The following is an 18,859-nucleotide window of genomic DNA, read 5'->3' on the forward strand; positions in this document are numbered from 1 at the left end:
CCGCCCCGGCGAGTGCGTCGCTTTCTCCCACGGCTCCTCGGCTGTGCTGGTCCCATCCTCCAGCCTCTTGTGCCGGTCCCGTCCCACAGTTTCCTGTGCCGGTTCCGTCCACAGTTTCTCGTGCTGGTTCCGTCCCACAGCTCCGTGCCGTTTTCTCCCGCGCCTCCCCGGGGTCAGCTCTGCCCAATTCCCGCTGACCCGCCGCGTTTTCGCGGTGTTTCCCGAGAGGTACTTCCCGATGCGTCAAGCGTCCGTCATAGCCCGCCGCGCGGCAGCGGCATCCGTCAGTCTGATCCTGGTCTCGGGCATCGCCGCCTGCGCGGGCCCGAAGGGCGAGGGCGCCGGGAGCGGCGGCGGTGGCGGCGGCCGGCCGGTGAAGGGCGGCACGCTCACCGTTCTCAACCGCGACCCGCAGACCGACTTCGACCCCGCGCGGCTCTACACCTCCGGCGGCGGCAACATCCCCTCGCTCGTCTTCCGTACGCTGACCACCCGCAACCGCGAGGACGGCGCCAAGGGTGCCGAGGTCGTGCCGGACCTCGCCACCGACCTGGGCAGACCGAGCAAGAACGCCACGGTGTGGACGTACACCCTGAAGAAGGGGCTCAAGTACGAGGACGGTACGCCGATCACCTCCGCCGACGTGAAGTACGGCATCGAGCGCTCCTTCGCCGCCGAACTCAGCGGCGGCGCGCCCTACGTGAGGGACTGGCTGATCGGCGGGGACACCTACCAGGGCCCCTACAAGGACAAGAGCGGCAAGGGGCTCGATTCCATCGAGACGCCGGACGAGCGGACCATCGTCTTCCACCTCGCCAAGCCCGAGGGCGAGTTCCCGTTCCTGGCCACCCAGACGCAGTTCGCCCCCGTCCCCAAGAGCAAGGACAAGGGCACGAAGTACGAGGAGCACCCCCTCTCGTCCGGGCCCTACAAGGTCGTGAGGAACGAGAACGACGGGGAACGGCTGCGGCTGGAGCGCAACCCGCACTGGTCCGCCGCCACCGACGCGGAGCGCAAGGCCTACCCGGATGTCATCGACGTACGCTCCGGCCTCGACTCGTCCGTCATCAACCAGCGGCTCTCCGCGAGCCAGGGCGCGGACGCCGCCGCCGTCACCACCGACACCAACCTCGGCCCGGCCGAACTCGCCAAGGTCACCGGCGACAAGGAACTGGCCTCGCACGTCGGCACCGGACACTTCGGGTACACGAACTACCTCGCCTTCAACCCGAAGGTGAAGCCCTTCGACGATCCCAAGGTGCGGCAGGCCATCTCGTACGCCGTGGACCGCTCCTCCGTGGTCAACGCCGCCGGCGGCTCCTCGCTCGCCGAGCCCGCCACCACGTATCTGCCGAACCAGAAGTCCTTCGGATACACGAAGTACGACCATTTCCCGGCGGGACCGAACGGCAACCCGAAGAAGGCCAAGGAGTTGCTGAAGGAGGCCGGTCACGGGGACGGGCTGACCATCACGCTCACGCACTCCGACGCCAAGGACTTCGAGACGAGCCCCGAGATCGCGACCGCGATCCAGGACGCCCTGAAGAAGGCCGGCATCACCGTCGAACTGGAGGGACTTGAGGAGAACGACTACGCCGACAAGATCCACAGCGTCCAGGACGAGCCCGGCCTCTTCCTCACCCGCTGGGGCGCCGACTGGCCCTCCGGCGGTCCCTTCCTCGCCCCGATCTTCGACGGGCGGCAGATCGTGGAGGACGGCGCCAACTTCAACACCGGTTTCCTGGACGACAAGTCCGTCAACGACGAGATCGACGAGATCAACAAGCTGACGGATCTCGACGCCGCCGCCAAGCGCTGGGGCGCCCTCGACAAGAAGATCGGCGAGAAGGCGCTGACCGTGCCGCTCTTCCACCCGGTCTACAAGCGGCTGTACGGCAAGGACGTCACGAACGTCGTGATCAGCGACTGGACCGGCGTCCTCGACGTCTCCCAGGTCGCGGTGGAGCAGTCGTGACCGACGCCTCCGGCTTCTGGCGGCGGCTGCGCGAGCGGCCCGCCGCCCTCGTCGCGGCGGGCGTCGTCGCCCTGCTCGTTCTCGTGGCGCTCGCCGCGCCGCTGCTCGCGGCCCTGGAGGGGCAGGACCCCACCACGTACCACCCGGATCTGATCGACTCGGCACGCGGTGGCGTGCCGGTCGGGCCGCTCGGCGGGATCAGCGGCGAGCACTGGCTCGGCGTCGAACCGCAGACCGGGCGGGATCTCTTCGCCCGCCTCGTGTATGGGGCACGGGTCTCGCTCGGCGTCGCGCTCGCGGCCACCGTCGTCCAGGTGTTCGTCGGGGTCGTGGTCGGCGTCGCGGCCGGGATCGGCAACCGGTGGGTGGACCAGGTGCTCAGCCGCGCCACCGACGTCATCGTGGCCCTGCCGCTGATGGTCCTGGCGCTCGCGCTGATGGCGGTCGTGCCGAGCGGGTTCCCGCGGCCGGTGCTCGTCGCCCTGGTCATCGGGCTCGTCGCCTGGGGCACCATGGCCAAGATCGTCCGCGCGAGGACGGTCACGCTCAAGGAGCTCGACCATGTGGCCGCGGCGCGGCTCAGCGGCTGGGGCCCCGTACGGATCGCCCGGCGCGAGCTGCTGCCCGCGCTCGCCGCGCCCGTCATCACCTACGCCGCGCTGCTCGTCCCCGCGAACATCACGGCCGAGGCCGCCCTCTCCTTCCTCGGCGTCGGCGTGACACCGCCGACCGCCTCATGGGGACAGATGCTCACGTCCGCGGACGTCTGGTACCAGGCGGCACCGCAGTACCTGCTGTACCCGGCGGGCGCGCTGTTCGTGACCGTGCTCGCGCTCACCGTCCTCGGCGACGGGGTGCGCACGGCGCTCGACCCGCGGGCCGCCTCCCGGCTGCGCGTCGGGACCGGGCGCGGGCGCGGGGCACCGACGGCAAGCGGGCGGGAGGTCCGCTCATGACAGGGCTCACGCGCCTCTCCGGCTTCCTGCCGCGGCGTCTCCTCGGCGCCCTCGTCACCCTCCTCGCCCTCTCTGTGATCGTCTACGGGGTGTTCTACGCGGCCCCCGGCGACGTCGCCCAGATCACCTGCGGCCCGCGCTGCTCACCCGCCCAGGTCCAGCAGGTCGCCGAGCAACTGCGCCTCGACGATCCCCTGTACGTCCGCTACGGGGACTTCCTCCAGAGCCTCTTCGTCGGCCACGACTACTCGACCGGCACGGGCACCGAGCACTGCGCCGCGCCCTGCCTCGGCGTCTCGTACCGGAGCGACCAGCAGGTCACCGCGCTGATCCTGGCGAAGCTGCCGGTCACGGCGTCGCTGGCGCTGGGCGCGATGGTGATGTGGCTGATCCTCGGCGTGGGCACCGGTGTGCTCTCCGCCTGGCGGCGCGGCCGGGTCAGCGAGCGCGTCCTGACCGCCCTCACGCTCGCGGGCACCGCCACGCCCGTCTTCGTGATCGGCCTGCTGCTGATGATCCTGGTCTGCGGCCGGCTCCAGTGGCTGCCGTTCCCGCAGTACGTGGCCTTCGGCGACGACCCGACGCAGTGGGGGTGGAACCTGCTGCTGCCCTGGCTGTCGCTCGCGTTGATCGAGGCCGCCAAGTACGCGCGGCTGACCCGCTCCTCGATGCTGGAGACCCTCGCCGACGACCACGTGCGGACCTTTCGCGCGTACGGCGTGGGGGAGCGTTCGATCATCGGCAGGCACGCGCTGCGGGGCGCCGTGGCGCCGGTCATCGCGCTGACCGCCAACGACGTCGGGTCGATGTTCGGCGGTGCCGTGCTCACCGAGACGCTGTTCGGCCTGCCCGGGATCGGACGCGAACTCGTCCGCGCCGTCAAGGTCGTCGACCTGCCGGTGGTGGTCGGGATGGTCCTGGTCACCGGTTTCTTCGTGGTGCTCGCCAACGCCGTCGCGGACGTGCTGTACGCGGTGGCCGACCGAAGGGTGGTGCTGTCGTGAGTCTCGTACGGGTCGAAAACCTGAGCGTGGAGTTCGCCTCGGGGGTGCGCGCCGTGGACGGGCTCTCCTTCACCTTGGAGGCGGGCGGCGCGCTCGCCCTCGTCGGCGAGTCCGGGTCCGGCAAGTCGACCGTCGCGTCGGCGCTGCTCGGGCTCCACCGGGGCACCGGAGCGCGCGTCGCCGGTGCCGTACGGGTCGACGGCATCGACGTACAAGAGGCGACCGAGGCCGAGCTGCGGCGGCTGCGGGGCGGGCGGGCCGCGATGGTCTTCCAGGACCCGCTCTCCTCCCTCGACCCGTACTGCACCGTGGGCGACCAGATCGCCGAGGTGTACCGCGTGCACACCGGGGCGTCCCGGCGGGCGGCACGCGCGCGTGCCGTGGACGTGCTCGGCCGGGTCGGCATCCCCGACGCCGCGCGCCGCTCGCGCTCGCGCCCGCACGAGTTCAGCGGCGGCATGCGGCAGCGCGCCCTCATCGCCATGGCCCTGGCGTGCGAACCCGCGCTGTTGATCGCCGACGAGCCGACCACCGCGCTCGACGTCACCGTCCAGGCCCAGATCCTCGACCTGCTGCACACGCTGCGGGAGGAAACCGGCATGGGGCTGCTCCTGGTCACCCATGACGTGGGCGTCGCGGCGGAGAGCACCGACGAGGTCCTCGTCATGCGGGGCGGGCGCGCGGTGGAGCGGGGCGCGGTGCGGCACGTCCTCGCGGCGCCGAAGGAGCCGTACACCCGGGAACTCCTGAGTGCTGTCCCCAGGGTCGACGCGCCGCTCCTGTCGCCCTCCAAGGAGGTGGATGAGTGGGACGTCGTGCTCGAAGCGGTCGGGCTGCGCCGGGAGTTCGGACGCGGCAAGCGCGCCGTCACCGCCGTCGACGACGTCTCGCTCGCCGTCCGCCGCGGGGAGACCCTCGGCATCGTGGGCGAGAGCGGCAGCGGCAAGACGACGCTGGGGCGCATGCTCGTGGGCCTGCTGGAGCCGAGCGCGGGCCGGCTGCTGCACGAGGGCGCCGAGCGGCCCGGCGGCCGGGTGGACCCGAAGGTGCAGATGGTCTTCCAGGACCCCGTCTCCTCGCTCAACCCGCGCCGCTCCGTCGGCGAGTCCATCGCCGACCCACTGCGCGCGCGGGGCGAGAGCGACACCTTCGTACGAGGGCGTGCGCGCGAGCTCCTGGAGCGCGTGGGGCTCGAACCGGCGCACTACGACCGCTATCCGCACGAGTTCAGCGGCGGACAGCGGCAGCGCGTCGGCATCGCGCGTGCGCTGGCCGCCGAGCCGCGGATCATCGTCTGCGACGAACCCGTGTCCGCACTCGACGTGACGACACAGGCCCAAGTGGTGGCGCTGCTCGCCGCGTTGCAGCGGGAGCTGGGCCTCGCGCTCGTCTTCATCGCGCACGATCTGGCGGTCGTACGCCAGGTCAGTGACCGTGTCGCGGTGCTGAGGCGGGGGCGGCTCGTCGAGTACGGCAGCGTGGGCGAGGTGTACGGCTCGCCGCGGGCCCCCTACACGAGGCAGCTGCTGGCGGCCGTGCCGTCGCTCGATCCGGAGGCGGCCCTGCGACGTCGCACGGCCCGCAGGGAGCTGGCGGCGGCCTGACTCTCCGTAGCGGAAGCGGGGTTGCGGGACGCCATAGCGCGACGGAACGCCACCGGCGCGGGAAAGTTACGGACGTTCACCCCTTTTGGTGGCGCGATGGACAACCGTCCGTCGCGCCACCTGCATGACCGCATACGTTCATCCCGCTGCGAGCCGCCGAGCCAACGGCGGCTCCCCAAACGGGAGATCGGGGGTGCACTCGTGCGCGTTGCACTGCTTACGGAGGGTGGCTATCCGTATGTGGGTGGTGAGGGCCGACTCTGGTGCGACCGGCTCGTGCGCGGGCTCGGGCAGCACGAGTTCGACGTGTACGCGCTCAGCCGTGACGAGCGGCAGGAGGCCCTCGGCAGGCTCGAACTGCCGCCCCACGTGCGCCGGGTGCGCACGGCCCCCCTGTGGAATACCGACAACCGGGCGACGCTTTATGGCGCTGGGCCGCGCGGCGGGCATGGGCGCCGGGCCCGGCGGCGGTTCGCGGAGTGCTTCGCGGAGCTGGCGGATGTGGTCTGCCGGGGTGGCGCTGCCGGGGCCGGGGGCTCACTGGGACACGGCGGCTCACCGGGGCTCGGCGGCTCACCGGGGCTCGGTGGCTCAGCGGGGCCCGGCGGTTCATGGCGACCCGGCGGCTCATCGCTGGCCGGTGGCTCATCGCGACCCGGCGCGGCGGCCCTTACGCGAAGTCCCGACACCGCCACCCCGGAGGGCCACTCCGACGATGTGGCGGACCGTTTCGCCAACGCGCTGTACGGGCTCGCCGAACTCGCCCGCGACGAGGGCGGCCTGGTCGGCGCGCTGCGCTCCGAGGCCGCCGTGCGCGCGCTGGAGAGCGCCTGCCGCGCGCCCGGCGCGCTGCGGGCCGCCCGTGGCGCGCGGGTGTCCGACCTGCTCGTCGCCGCGAGTCTGATGGAGCGGGCGCTGCGCCCGCTCTCCCTCGACTGGTACGACGACGATGGGCTCGGCGCGGTCGACCTGTGCCACGCCACCTCCGGCGGACCCGCTGCGCTGACGGGGCTGCTCGCCGGGCACTTCGCGGGAGTGCCGCTCCTCGTGACCGAGTACGGCGTCCACCTGCGCGCGCACCTCCTCGCCGCCGGGAGCATGGAACTGAGCGCGCCGGCGCGGGCGCTGCTCGCCTCCTTCCACGGCCTCCTCACCGCGGAGGTGTACCACCAGGCCGTGCTGATCACCCCCGGCAACACCCACGCCCGCCGCTGGCAGGAGCGCTGCGGAGCCGACCGGGCCAAGCTGCGCACGGTCCACCCCGGCATGGACTCCGAGCGCTTCGCGGAGATCGGCGAGCGGGGTTACGACGACGGTGCCGCCGACCCCGACACGCTCCTGTGGGTCGGCCGCGTCGAACCCGCCAAGGACCTGATCTCGCTGCTCCACGCCTTCGCCGAGGTGCGCAAGGAGCGGCCGAGCGCGCGCCTGCGGATCGTCGGGGCGCCGCCTGAGGGGCGCGAGAGCGAGGACTGTCTCGCGCAGTGCCGGGCGCTCGCCGCGCAGCTCTTCCCGGACGAGGCGGCGGGGGCGCACGCCGTCGGCGACAACCCCGTCTCCTTCGAGGAGATCGGCGGGCCCGGGGTGCCCGGCCTCGCCGACGCGTACGCCGCGGGCGGGGTGGTGGTGCTCTCCAGCGTCGTCGAGGGCTTTCCGATCAGCCTGGTCGAGGCCATGTTCTGCGGGCGGGCGACCGTCTCGACGGACGTCGGCGCGGTGGTGGAGGTCATCGGCGGCACGGGCCTCGTCGTGCCGCCGCGCAACCCGCGGGCGCTCGCGGAGGCGTGCGTGGCGCTGCTGCGCGACCCCGAGCGGTGCGCACGCCTGGGCGCGGCGGCGCGGGCGCGGGCCCTCGAACTCTTCACCGTCGAGCAGAACGTCGCGGCATTTCGCGGCATTTACCTGGAGATCGTCTCGCACTGCCCGGTGCGGCGGGACGCGCTGGACGCGGCGGGCGAGCCGGTGCCGTTCGCGAACCCGGCCGAGGCGTACGTGCCGGGCCGGTGGGCGGCCCCGGGCCCAGCCTCCGCGGCGGACAGCGGAGGGGCGCCCAGCTGGGCCGCCCAGGAGCCGGGGGAACGGGAGCAGTTGAAGGGGGCCGGGGTATGACGGGGCGGGAGGGCGTTGCGGAGGTCGTGGGGGGTGATGGCGCGGTGGGGGGTGATGGCGCCGTGGGGGGCGACGGTGCGGTGGAGGGGGACGGCGCGCTCCCTCCCGAGGCGACGGCGAGCCCCACGCGGCGCGGAGCCGCCGACCAGGTGTGCTCCCCTGTACCGACCGCCACCGCCACCGTCCCCCGGCGCGGCGTCTCCGATGCGCCCATCCCCGAGACGACGGCCGGCCCCACGCCGCGTGGTGGCGCCGAGCCTGGCTCTCCCCAGACGCCCCCCGCCCGACGCGGCACCCCCGACCCCGTCAAAGCCCTCATGCACCGGCACCGCGAACTGTGTGAGCGGGCCGTCGACCCGTTGGAGATCGCCGCGGGGCTGGAGGCGCACGGTGTGACCGACCGGGTCGCCGCGCGGTACCGGCACCGGGACGTGTTCGCCCTGGCCGAGGAGATGTACGCGCGCGTGCCGCGCGGTGACGACGACAGCGGTGGGGGGCCGCACCCCGGCACCACGGCGCGTGGCAAGGGCGCGGGCCGGGCACCAGGCGACGTACGCCACGTGCCCGAAACGCCCCCCGGATGGGCTCTGTTCGCGCTGCTGCCCGGCGTCGTGTGCGCGGCAGCCGTGGCCGGGCTCGGGTCGGCCACCGGGGGCGCGCGGCTCGCGGTGGTGCTCGGCGGGGTGCTCGCCGTGGCCCTGGCGCTGCGGACCGCCCTGCGGAAGGGACCGCTGCGGGCCGTCACCCGCCTGACGCCCGCCACGCGCGCGTGGGTGTGCTGGCTCCTCACGTACGCACTGCTCGGCGACGCACTGCTGCGGAGCGCCGTCGCGGGCGGGCCCGACGGGCCGGGCGAGCTCTGGCAGCCCGCCACCGCCGCGCTGCTCGCCCTCACCCTCGCCGTCGCGCCCGCGACCTGGTGCGCCCGCCTCTTCGCCGTCCGGGCCGGCGGGCGGCTGCGGGCGAGCCGGGGGCTCGACGAATTCGCCGCCTCCGTGAGGCCGCTGCTGCTCGGCGTCGTCACGCTCTTCCTCGCCGCCCTCGGCGCCCTGCTCGCGGCGACGGACGCGCTGCCCGGCGCGGCTCCCGGCGGTCCCTCGGCCCTCGCCGGAGCCTGGGCGCTCGGCGCGCTGCTGCTGCTCGCCCGGCTGCTCGGCGTCCACGGCTTCACGCGCGCGCCCACCCTGCTGCTGGGCGCCGCGGGCGCCTGCGAAGCCGGGGCCCTGGCCCTGGTCTTCGCGGGGCGCCTGCCGGGGTGCGACGCGGCGGCGGCACCCGTGGACGCGGCCGTCACCGCCTGGGGCCCGGGCGCCGTCCCCACCGTCGCGTGTGGTGCCGCCGCACTCGCCCTCCTCATCCACGCGGCCAGGACCCTGCCCCTGGCCTCGGCCCACGCGGGCGCCACCCTCGCCCACGCCGCTACCGGCGACACGCCATGAGCTGTCCCGAACCCAGAGGCCTCGGCCCACGCGGGCGCCACCCTCGCCCACGCCGCTACCGGCGACACGCCATGAGCTGTCCCGAACCCAGAGGCCTCGGCCCACGCGGGCGCCACCCTCGCCCACGCCGCTATCGGCGACACGCCATGAGCCGTCCCGACCACCGACCCACCAGACCACTTTCCCGCGGGGCCGACACCGCGGGCCGGATCCCGTGACCCACGGCGACACCTCGAAGGAGAACACCAGATGACCACCCGCAGCCGTCTCCGCCTCCGAGCGGCCACTCCAGGAGGCGCCCGATGAGGGTGCTGCTGATCGGAGCCAACGGATACCTCGGCCGGTTCGTAGCAGACCGGCTGCTCGCCGACCCCGCGGTGCAGCTCACCGCGCTCGGCCGCGGCGACGACTCGGACGTACGGTTCGACCTCGCCAGCGGCAGTCCCGGCGCGCTCACCCGCTTCCTGGACGCCGTGCACCCGGGCGTCGTCATCAACTGCGCCGGTGCCACCCGCGGCGGCGCCCGTGAACTGACCCGGCACAACACCGTCGCCGTCGCCACCGTCTGCGAGGCCCTGCGCCGCAGCGGCTGCGGGGCACGCCTCGTGCAACTGGGCTGCGGTGCCGAGTACGGGCCGAGCCAGCCCGGCTCCTCCACCGCGGAGGACGCCGTGCCCCGCCCCGGCGGCCCCTACGGCGTCAGCAAACTGGCCGCCACGGAGCTGGTCCTCGGCTCCGGGCTCGACGCCGTCGTCCTGCGGGTGTTCTCGCCCGCGGGACCCGGCACGCCCGCGGGCTCGCCCCTCGGCCGCCTCGCGGAAGCCATGCGGCGCGCGATGCAGGCGGGGGACGGCGAGCTCAAACTCGGCGGACTCGGCGTGCAGCGGGACTTCGTCGACGTACGCGACGTGGCACGGGCCGTCCACGCCGCCTCGCTCTCCGCCGCCCAGGGCGTCGTCAACATCGGCTCGGGCCGTGCCGTACGCCTGCGGGACGCGGCCGCCGTACTGGCCCGCGTCGCCGGGTACGGCGGCGCCCTGCACGAACTCGACCAAGTGCCCATGCGGGCGACCATCGGCCATCCGCGCTCCGAGTCGGAGCACGGCATGCCGACCGCGTACCCCTACCCCGACGGCTGCGGCAGTTGGCAGCAGGCCGATGTGCGCACCGCGCGCGACCGGCTCGGCTGGCGGCCCCGCATCAACCTCGAGGAGTCACTCGCCGACATCTGGATGGAGGCCGCATGCCGCATCTGACCAGGACCACGCGGGGTGCCGCGAGCACCGAGGTGCGCATCGGCTTCGGCGTCCCGGGCTTCGCCCACCCCCTCGTCGCCCCCGTCGAATGGGCCGAACTCGCCCGACCCGGTGCCCCTTTGAAGTGGGTTGTCCTGAATGTCGCGAACGGCCCGGGCGAACGGCCCGATCCGCACTGCCTGGAGGCGGCGGGCCGCCTGCGGAACGCCGGCATCCGCGTCCTCGGCCACCTCGACACGATGTACGGCGCCCGGCCCTTCGGGGAGCTGATCTCCGACGCGCACCGCTACCTCGACTGGTACCTGGTCGACGGCTTCTCCCTGGACCGCTGCCCGACGGGGCGGGCAGCGGTCCCAGAGGTGCGCAGAGCCGTCACCACCCTGCGCGCACTCGTCGACGACGCGCACATCGTGCTCGGCCACGGGACGCATCCGCACCCCGGATACGCCGAGACGGGCGACCAGTTGGTGACCTTCGCGGGCCCGTGGAGCGATTACCGCTGGTCGCAGGTGGCCGAGTGGACCGCCGACCACCCGCCCGAGCGCTTCTGCCACTTCGTGCACGGCATGCCACGCGGACATCTGGACGAGGCGCTGCGCATCGCCCGCTGGCAGGGCGCCTCGACGATCTACTTCACCGACCGCGTGGACAGGGGCGGGGCGGGCGGCCCCTGGGAGTCCCTGCCCGGCTACTGGGACGACATTGTCTCGCGGGTCGGAACGGGTGTCTCGGAATGAAGAAGGGCGTGGCAGTGTTACGGAGAGAACAACCGTACGTAGGAACCGACCAACGGAGTCCCCGTGTCGCTGCCACCCCTGGTCGAGCCCGCATCTGAGCTCACCGTCGACGAGGTCCGCCGGTACTCCCGCCACCTGATCATCCCGGATGTCGGGATGGACGGGCAGAAGCGGCTGAAGAACGCCAAGGTGCTCTGTGTGGGCGCCGGAGGCCTCGGGTCGCCGGCGCTGATGTACCTCGCCGCGGCCGGTGTCGGCACGCTCGGCATCGTCGAGTTCGACGAGGTCGACGAGTCCAACCTCCAGCGGCAGATCATCCACAGCCAGGCGGACATCGGCCGCTCGAAGGCGGAGTCCGCGAAGGACTCGGTCCTCGGCATCAACCCGTACGTGAACGTGATCCTCCACGAAGAGCGGCTGGAAGCCGACAACGTGATGGACATCTTCAGCCAGTACGACCTGATCGTCGACGGCACGGACAACTTCGCGACGCGCTACCTGGTCAACGACGCGTGCGTGCTCCTCAACAAGCCGTACGTCTGGGGTTCGATCTACCGCTTCGACGGCCAGGCCTCCGTCTTCTGGTCCGAGCACGGCCCCTGCTACCGCTGCCTCTACCCGGAGCCGCCGCCGCCCGGCATGGTTCCCTCCTGCGCCGAGGGCGGCGTGCTCGGCGTGCTGTGCGCGTCGATCGGCTCCATCCAGGTCACCGAGGCGATCAAGGTCCTCACGGGCACGGGCGAGCCGCTGGTCGGCCGCCTGATGATCTACGACGCCCTGGAGATGCAGTACCGCCAGGTCAAGGTCCGCAAGGACCCCGACTGCGCGGTCTGCGGCGAGAACCCCACCGTCACCGAGCTCATCGACTACGAGGCCTTCTGCGGTGTCGTGTCCGAGGAGGCGCAGGAGGCGGCGGCCGGTTCGACGATCACTCCCAAGCAGCTCAAGGAGTGGATCGACGACGGTGAGAACATCGAGATCATCGACGTCCGCGAGATCAACGAGTACGAGATCGTCTCGATCCCCGGCGCCAAGCTGATCCCGAAGGACGAGTTCCTCATGGGCACCGCCCTGGAGAGCCTCCCGCAGGACAAGAAGATCGTCCTGCACTGCAAGACGGGTGTCCGCAGTGCGGAAGTCCTCGCGGTCCTGAAGTCCGCGGGCTTCTCCGACGCGGTCCACGTCGGCGGCGGCGTGATCGGCTGGGTCCACCAGATCGAGCCCCAGAAGCCGGTCTACTAGGCGTAGCGCCTGAGCAGATCTCCTGGCCGTAGCGCCTGAGCAGTGGCCCCGCAGCGATGTGATGCTGCGGGGCCACTGCCATGCGCGGGTCAGGTGACGATCAGGTATGTGCGGGTCAGGACTCGCAGACCTTGCCGTCCTTGGGGACCTCGCCCTTCAGAAGGTAGTCGTCGACCGTGTCGTCCACGCAGTCGCTGCCGTTGCCGTACGCCCCGTGGCCCTCGCCCTTCCACGTCATGTGGATGCCCACGCCCTTGCCGAGCTCATCGGCCATCTTGCGGGCGCCCTCGTAAGGGGTCGCGGGGTCGCCGGTGTTGCCGACGACCAGGATCGGGGCGGCGCCCGGCGCGCTGACCTCGGGGGAGTCGTGCTGTCCGGCCACCGGCCAGTCGTAGCACCAGCCTGCCGTGTCCCAGCTGAGGAACCCTCCGAAGACCGGCGAGATCTCCCGGAACCGGTCCAGGCGCTTCTTGGCCTCCTCCGGAGTGGAGCGCGCCTTGGTGTCCAGGCAGGAGATCGCCCGCTGCGAGTGGCTCTGCGTGCTGTAACGCCCCGACGGGTCGCGTTCGTTGTAGGCGTCGGCGAGCCGGAGCAGCGCCGTGCCGTCGCCCTGCTCGGCGTCATTGAGGGCGCTGGTCAGCATGGGCCAGGTCTGCTTGCTGTACAGGGTGACCAGGACGCCCGTGCTCGCCAGGGACTCGGTCAGCTTCCGGTCGCCCGAGGTGCGCATCGGCTCGGCGTCCAGGCGCTCGAACAGCTTCGCCACCTTCTCGGTGCCCGCCTTCGGGTCCTGGCCGCGGGACGTGAAGTAGTTGTCGAGGGCGCGCTGGAAGCCCCGCGCCTGGTTCTCCGCGTGGCCGACGGAGTCCGCACTGGGGTCGACGACCGCGTCCATGACGAGGCGGCCGACGCGCTTGGGGAACAGGTGGGCGTACGTCCCGCCGAGTTCCGTGCCGTACGAGATGCCCATGTAGTGCAGCTTGTCGTCGCCGAGGGCCTGGCGCATCAGGTCCATGTCACGGGCGGCGTCGGTGGTCGAGACGTGACCGATGAGCTTCTTCGCGCCACGCGCGCAGCCCGCTCCGAAGTCGGCCGCGTCCTTGAAGTACGCCTTCTCCTCGGCCGGAGTGTCCGGCGTGAGGTCGACCTTCTCCTCGGCGGCCTGGGTGGCCTTGTCGTCGCGGCAGCGCAGGCCCTCACTGGCTCCCACCCCGCGCGGGTCGAAGCTCACCAGGTCGTAACGCTCGCGCAGCGAGCCGTACATGTCGGCGAAGGAGGGCAGGCCGGAGACGCCGGAGCCGCCGGGTCCGCCGAAGTTGAAGACGAGGGAGCCGATGCGGTCGCCCTTGCCGGTGGACTTGGCGCGGATCAGGGCGAGGCCGATGGTCTCGCCGCTCGGCTTCGCGTGGTCCAACGGGACCTTGAGCGTGGCGCACTGCCACTCGGAGCCCGGCGCGCTGCCGCCCTCGGGGGCGTCGCAGCGACCCCAGTCCAGCGTCTGGGAGGCGAGGCCCTTCCCGCCGCCCTTCTCATCCCCCTTGCCGCCCTGACCGTCGCTCTTGCCGTCGTCGGACGAACCGCCGCAGCCAACGGCGAGTCCCGCCACCAGAACCCCTGCGGCGGCCAGTGCCGCGGATCGTACGTAACGCTGCATGAAGGCGCTTCCCCCCTTGGAAGACAGTCCAGCCATAGTAGGCGGGGCCACTGACAGTGACGTGGAGGGGTTTCGGCGGGGTCGGTCCCGGCGCGGTCAGGAGCAGACCGTTCCCGCCTTCGGGACCTTGCCGTCGAGGAGATAGCCGTCCACCGCGTCGCGTACGCAGGTGTTCTTGCTGTCGTAGGCCCCGTGTCCCTGGCCCTTGTACGTCAGCTCGACACCGACGCCCTCGCCGAGTGCCCGCGCCATCTTGCGCGCGCCCTCGTACGGTGTGGCCGGATCGCCGGTGTTGCCGATGACGACGATGGGCGGCGCGCCCTCGGCGCTGACATCCGGGTGGTCGGCCTGACCCTCGACCGGCCAGTCGGTGCAGCCGAGCATGCCCCAGGCCAGGTACTCGCCGAACAGTGGCGAGGCCTCGCGGAAGGCGGGCAGCTTCTCCTCGACATCCTGCCGGGAGTAACGCGCCTTGTCGTCCGCGCAGTTGATGGAGACGTTGGCGGCCTGGATGTTGCTGTACTCGCCGTCCTCGTTGCGTCCGTTCATCGAGTCGGAGAGCAGCATGAGGATCTTGCCGTCACCTTCGTAGGCCTCTTCGAGGCCTTGGGTGAGGTAGGGCCAGAAGTCCTTGGAGTACAGGGACTGCACGATGCCGTTGGTGGCGGCGGTCTGGGTCAGCTCGCGCGGCGGGAGGCCCGGGATCGGTTTGGCGTCCAGGCCCTTCAGGAGCTTCGCGATCTTGTCCTTGACGTCCTGTTCGGTGTCGCCGACGGGGCAGTCGGCCTCCTGGGACGTGCAGTCCTTCGCGAAGTTGTCGAGCGCGAGCTGGAAGCCCTTGGCCTGGCCGAGCGAGCCCTGCTCGGCGTTCTGGGTGGGGTCGACGACGGCGTCGAAGACGGCCCGGCCCACCCGCTTGGGGAACAAGCGTGCGTAGACGCCGCCGAGTTCGGTGCCGTACGAGATGCCGAAGTAGTGCAGCTTGTCGTCGCCGAGGACCTGGCGCATCAGCTCCATGTCGCGGGCCGCGTCGGTGGTGCGGACGTGGGGGAGCGTCCTGCCGGAGTTCTTCTCGCAGGCGTCGTTGAACGCCTTGACGTTGTCGAGCAGCTTCTTCGTCTCGGCGCCGTCGTCGGGTGTGGAGTCCTCCTGGAAGTACGCGTCCAGCTGCTCGGCGTCCTCACACTCGATCCCCGCGCTGCGGCCGACGCCGCGCGGGTCGAAGCTCACCAGGTCGTAGCGGGTGCGCAGCTTGGCGTAGTCCGGGGCGAAGGCCGGCAGCGTGGTGACCCCGGAGCCGCCGGGCCCGCCGAAGTTGAAGACGAGGGACCCGATGCGCTCCCCCTTCCCGCCGCTCGCGGCGGCCTTGATCAACGCGATGTCGATCGTGTCGCCCTTCGGCTTCGCCCAGTCGAGGGGCGCCTTCATGGTGGCGCACTGCCACTCGGTGCCGCCGGGCAGCGGGGAGGGGGTGCCGCCGCCGCCCTGGGAGTCGGCCGGCGCGGGACAGTCCTTCCAGCTCAGTTTCTGAGCCGACAGGTCGTCGTCCTTGGAGTCCTTCGAGCCGCTGCCGCTGCCGTCGCACGCCGCGAGCGTGGCGGACAGGAGCAGGACGGCGGCGGCCAGGGCGGCGGCGCGTGGCGGGGGCTGTGAGGGCATGTGCCCATCCTGACGGCGGTCCTGACGGGACGCTCGGGGCGCGGGCCGTGCGGGTGAGATTGCGCGGGCTGAGGGCTGAGGGCTGAGGGCTGAGGGCTGAGGGCTGAGGTCTGGGGGCTGAGGGCCGAGGGCTAGGGGCTGAGGTCTGGGGGCCGGGGGTGGGGCCGGGGCTCAGGGTGCGGGGGCGCAACCCTCCGCGGTGCGGCGGTGCGGCGGTGCGCCGGGGTGCCGGGGTGCCGGGTCGCGCAGCGCGTCGGCGGGCGCGGGTGCCGCTTTCCTTCGGCGGCTGCGGTTTGGCGCCGATGCGGTGGCACGCCCTCCGAGGCGGTCACCTCCGCAGAGCGCTAAAGCAGCCCCTTCCTTGTGAGGTGGTTGAAGAACAGCCACCCCGGGAGCACCGGAAGCCACAGCGTCAGAAGCCGGTAGAGCAGCACGGCGGGCGCCGCCACTTCCTTGGGGACACCGACCGCGATCAGACCGACGGTCAGCGTCGCCTCGACCGCGCCCACACCGCCGGGCGTCGGCGCCGCCGACCCCAGGGCGTTGCCCGCGAGGAAGACGACCGCGACGCTCGCGAGACTGAGCGACGTCATCTGCTCGTTGCCGAAGGCCCGCACCGAGGCGTCCAGGCAGAGCACGAACATCAGGGTGAGCAGCAGCATCCCGCCGATGCCGGTGAGCAGCTTCTGCGGCCGCTGCAACACATCCAGCATGCGCGGCACGACACCGGCGAAAAGCGACCGCACGCGCGTGACGACGAATTTCCGCAGGAACGGGATCGCGGTGACGACGAGCACCAGCACCGCGACCGACAGCAGGCCGGCGATGACGGTGCGGGACGGCGTGAACGACGGGGTCTTCTCCGTTCCCGTCAGATAGCCGAAGACCAGCAGCAGCAGGATGTGCGAGCCGAGCCCGAAGAGCTGCGAGGCCCCGACGCTCGCCACCGCGAGCCCCGACCGCACCCCGGACCGCTGTAGGAACCGGGTGTTCAGCGCGACACCGCCGACCGCCGCCGGCGCCACGATCTTCACGAACGACCCGGCGACCTGCGCCGCCACCGCCCGCAGGAACGGCACCCGCTCCGGTACGAAGCCCAGCAGGCTCATCGCCGCCGCGAAGTAGCTCAGCGCGGAGAAGCCCACCGCGGCGGCCACCCAGCCCCACTCCGCCTCCTGGAAGAGCGTGCCGAACTCGACGTGCGTGAGCTGCGACAGCAAGAAGTACGCGCCGATGGCCCCGGCGATGAAACTGATCAGCGTCCGGGGCCTGATCCGCTCCAGCTGCGCCGGCTCGACCGGTGCCGTCGGGCGGATGAGCAGCACCTGGTGGCGGATCTGGGTGAGCAGATCCTCCTCGCGGGCCTGCTCCAGGGCGTCGTCCATGGCCTGCTTCTCGGCCTGCTGCTCCTGCTTGGCCGCCTGCTTCTCCGCCTTCTGCGATGGCTTCTGCGACAGCTCCTGGGGCGGCTCCTGCGCCGGACCCGGCTCCTGCGCCGGGCCGTCCTCGGACGCCTCCTCGCGTACGCTCCTGGCCCTGCGGGAGGCCTCCAGGACGGCCTCGCGCTCGCGCTGGGACCGTTCCCGGGCCAGCCTGCGCAGCGTGGACCGGGTGGAGCGGGTCAGGGCGATGGGCTGGAGCAGCGGCAGACAGTCGGCCACCGCGTCCGGACCGATGATCTCGACGGCGGAGGCGACCGCGCGCTCGGCGCCCACGCGCAGTCCGAGCGCGGTCAGGAGCTGGGCGACGTCCATCCGCAGGACCAGGTCGCCCGCGGCGATCTCGCCGCCGCGCAGGTCCGTCAGGATCACCGTGCCGGAACGATCCACCAGGACGGCGTCGCCCGCGAGCCTGCGGTGCGCGATCCGCCGGGACTGGAGCGCCCGCACCTGCCGCCAGGTGTCATGCAGCAAGTCGTCGGTGATGGCGTCGTCCGGCAGGGAGTCCAGGGAGCGGCCGCCGGTGTGCTCGTAGACGAGCATCACCGCGTCGGGGCCGAGCTCGGAGGTGGCGATCAGCTTCGGCGCGTTGGCCCCGGCGGCGATCGCCGCGTACGCGAGGAGGGCCTCCTGCTCCAGGGCCTGACGCAGCGACTGGAGGCTGCGCCGCTGTGTGATGCCGCGCAGCGTCATCCGGCGCCAGACGCGGTAGAAGAAGCCCTGCGCCTGCTGTTCGCGGTCGATGACCGTGACGTCAAGGGGCGGGCCGTCCTCCAGGGTGACGAAATAGCGGCGGCCGCGGTCGCCGTGCTCGCTGTCCGGGGACTCCTCGCGGGAGGCGCTCACCGGGTGGAATCCGACATGCCGCAGACCCGCGAGCAGCGTCTGTCCGGTCGGCCGTACGTTCGGCGAGCCGACGGCATAGAGCGTTCCGTACGCCACGGCCCAGCCGATGAGCACCGTCAGGAGGATCGAGAAGGGCGTCGTGTAGCCGGTGACCAGCATCGTGAAGGCGTCGAGCAACAGCACGACGAAGAGCACCAGGCGCCAGCGCGGTCGGCGGGACATGCCGACCGCGGTCATGTACGCGATGACGGGCGCGAGGTAGCCGTGCACCGGATCGGTGAACGCGTGGAGGTCCGCGGGGGACGGCTTGGTGAGCGCGTCCTGGATGGAGTCGGGGGCGGCCTTGGCGACCCATAGGTCGGTGGCCAGCGTCACACCGTGCGCGAGGACGGCCGCGAGGACGCCGTCGGCGATGCGCAGCCCGTCCCGTTTGATGAGCCGTTCGATCGCGAAGGCGACGGGGACGAGGAGCACCCCGATGCTGGCGACCAGGCCCGCCACCTTGATGAGCAGGTCGGGCGCCTGGTCCGTGCCCTTGTCGATGTCCTGTTCGAGCCCGGACGTCGTGCCGTGCGCGAACGCGGCGATCGCGAGCAGCACGACGATCGCGAGAATGCCGACGAGTAGCCGCATGAGGTCGGAAGGCCGGTGCACGCGCGCGGAGAGGAGCGGTTCGTCCCGCTCGACCTGGTCGGTGTGGGCGCCGCTGCTCTCGGCGCAGTCGTCGCTGCCGAAGGCCCCGCCCTTGCCGCCCTTGTCACTGTTGCTGTCGTTGCTGTCGTTGCTGTCGTTCTCGGCGTTCAGGGCAGGCCCACCGGTGTCCAGGTGTGACTCGGACGCAGAGCTGCCCGCCTTCTCATCGGGATGCACGCCCTGCTGCTCCGTCGTCTCTTCTTGATCTCGTATCACCAGTCACCGCCCGCACGATGGTGGCATGCC

The 18,859-nt window shown here is 72.1% G+C and carries 12 protein-coding genes; 9 read left to right on the forward strand and 3 right to left on the reverse strand.

Translation table 11 applies throughout. From position 1 onward, the window contains the following. The first annotated feature begins 238 nt into the window (after positions 1 to 238). The 9 genes from ACOBQB_RS34800 to moeZ all read left to right on the forward strand — a co-directional run bounded on the left by ACOBQB_RS34800 (position 239) and on the right by moeZ (position 12,322). Complete coding sequence (locus ACOBQB_RS34800; RefSeq protein WP_423597563.1) at positions 239 to 1,975, forward strand: ABC transporter substrate-binding protein; 1,737 nt, start codon at positions 239 to 241, stop codon at positions 1,973 to 1,975. Next, positions 1,972 to 2,931, forward strand: coding sequence for an ABC transporter permease (locus ACOBQB_RS34805; protein ID WP_423597565.1), 960 nt, complete (start codon positions 1,972 to 1,974; stop codon positions 2,929 to 2,931). The genes ACOBQB_RS34800 and ACOBQB_RS34805 overlap by 4 nt, the downstream gene beginning before the upstream one ends. Then, positions 2,928 to 3,935: an ABC transporter permease gene (locus ACOBQB_RS34810; protein ID WP_423597567.1), complete on the forward strand. Its 1,008-nt coding sequence runs from the start codon at positions 2,928 to 2,930 to the stop codon at positions 3,933 to 3,935. Before ACOBQB_RS34805 ends, ACOBQB_RS34810 begins: the two co-directional genes overlap by 4 nt. Then, positions 3,932 to 5,539: a dipeptide ABC transporter ATP-binding protein gene (locus ACOBQB_RS34815; protein WP_423597569.1), complete on the forward strand. Its 1,608-nt coding sequence runs from the start codon at positions 3,932 to 3,934 to the stop codon at positions 5,537 to 5,539. The genes ACOBQB_RS34810 and ACOBQB_RS34815 overlap by 4 nt, the downstream gene beginning before the upstream one ends. A gap of 201 nt (positions 5,540 to 5,740) precedes the next feature. After that, positions 5,741 to 7,648, forward strand: a complete 1,908-nt coding sequence (locus ACOBQB_RS34820; protein WP_423597571.1) for a DUF3492 domain-containing protein — start codon at positions 5,741 to 5,743, stop codon at positions 7,646 to 7,648. Between the two features lie 62 nt (positions 7,649 to 7,710). Beyond that, on the forward strand, positions 7,711 to 9,087 hold the full coding sequence (locus ACOBQB_RS34825; RefSeq protein WP_423597573.1) for a hypothetical protein: 1,377 nt from the start codon (positions 7,711 to 7,713) through the stop codon (positions 9,085 to 9,087). Between the two features lie 302 nt (positions 9,088 to 9,389). After that, positions 9,390 to 10,343, forward strand: a complete 954-nt coding sequence (locus ACOBQB_RS34830; protein ID WP_423597574.1) for an NAD-dependent epimerase/dehydratase family protein — start codon at positions 9,390 to 9,392, stop codon at positions 10,341 to 10,343. After that, positions 10,331 to 11,080 (forward strand): spherulation-specific family 4 protein, encoded by a 750-nt coding sequence (locus tag ACOBQB_RS34835; protein WP_423597576.1) that lies wholly within the window; start codon positions 10,331 to 10,333, stop codon positions 11,078 to 11,080. The genes ACOBQB_RS34830 and ACOBQB_RS34835 overlap by 13 nt, the downstream gene beginning before the upstream one ends. A gap of 63 nt (positions 11,081 to 11,143) precedes the next feature. After that, positions 11,144 to 12,322 (forward strand): adenylyltransferase/sulfurtransferase MoeZ, encoded by a 1,179-nt coding sequence (gene moeZ, locus ACOBQB_RS34840; protein WP_423597578.1) that lies wholly within the window; start codon positions 11,144 to 11,146, stop codon positions 12,320 to 12,322. A 115-nt stretch (positions 12,323 to 12,437) separates the two neighbouring features. Here the strand turns inward: moeZ and ACOBQB_RS34845 are convergent, their stop codons facing one another. From ACOBQB_RS34845 to ACOBQB_RS34855, 3 genes are all read right to left on the reverse strand, one after another. After that, positions 12,438 to 13,976: an alpha/beta hydrolase gene (locus ACOBQB_RS34845; RefSeq protein ID WP_423597580.1), complete on the reverse strand. Its 1,539-nt coding sequence runs from the start codon at positions 13,974 to 13,976 to the stop codon at positions 12,438 to 12,440. Between the two features lie 96 nt (positions 13,977 to 14,072). Beyond that, the gene (locus tag ACOBQB_RS34850) at positions 14,073 to 15,635 is read right to left on the reverse strand and encodes an alpha/beta hydrolase (RefSeq protein WP_423597582.1); all 1,563 of its coding nucleotides are present in this window, start codon (positions 15,633 to 15,635) and stop codon (positions 14,073 to 14,075) included. A gap of 344 nt (positions 15,636 to 15,979) precedes the next feature. After that, entirely contained in the window at positions 15,980 to 18,829 is a 2,850-nt protein-coding gene (locus ACOBQB_RS34855) for a lysylphosphatidylglycerol synthase domain-containing protein (RefSeq protein ID WP_423597584.1), read from the reverse strand. Between the last annotated feature and the right edge of the window lie 30 nt (positions 18,830 to 18,859).

Origin of the sequence: Streptomyces sp. G5(2025) (assembly GCF_049542075.1) — a bacterium.
Classification (GTDB): Bacteria; Actinomycetota; Actinomycetes; order Streptomycetales; family Streptomycetaceae; genus Streptomyces.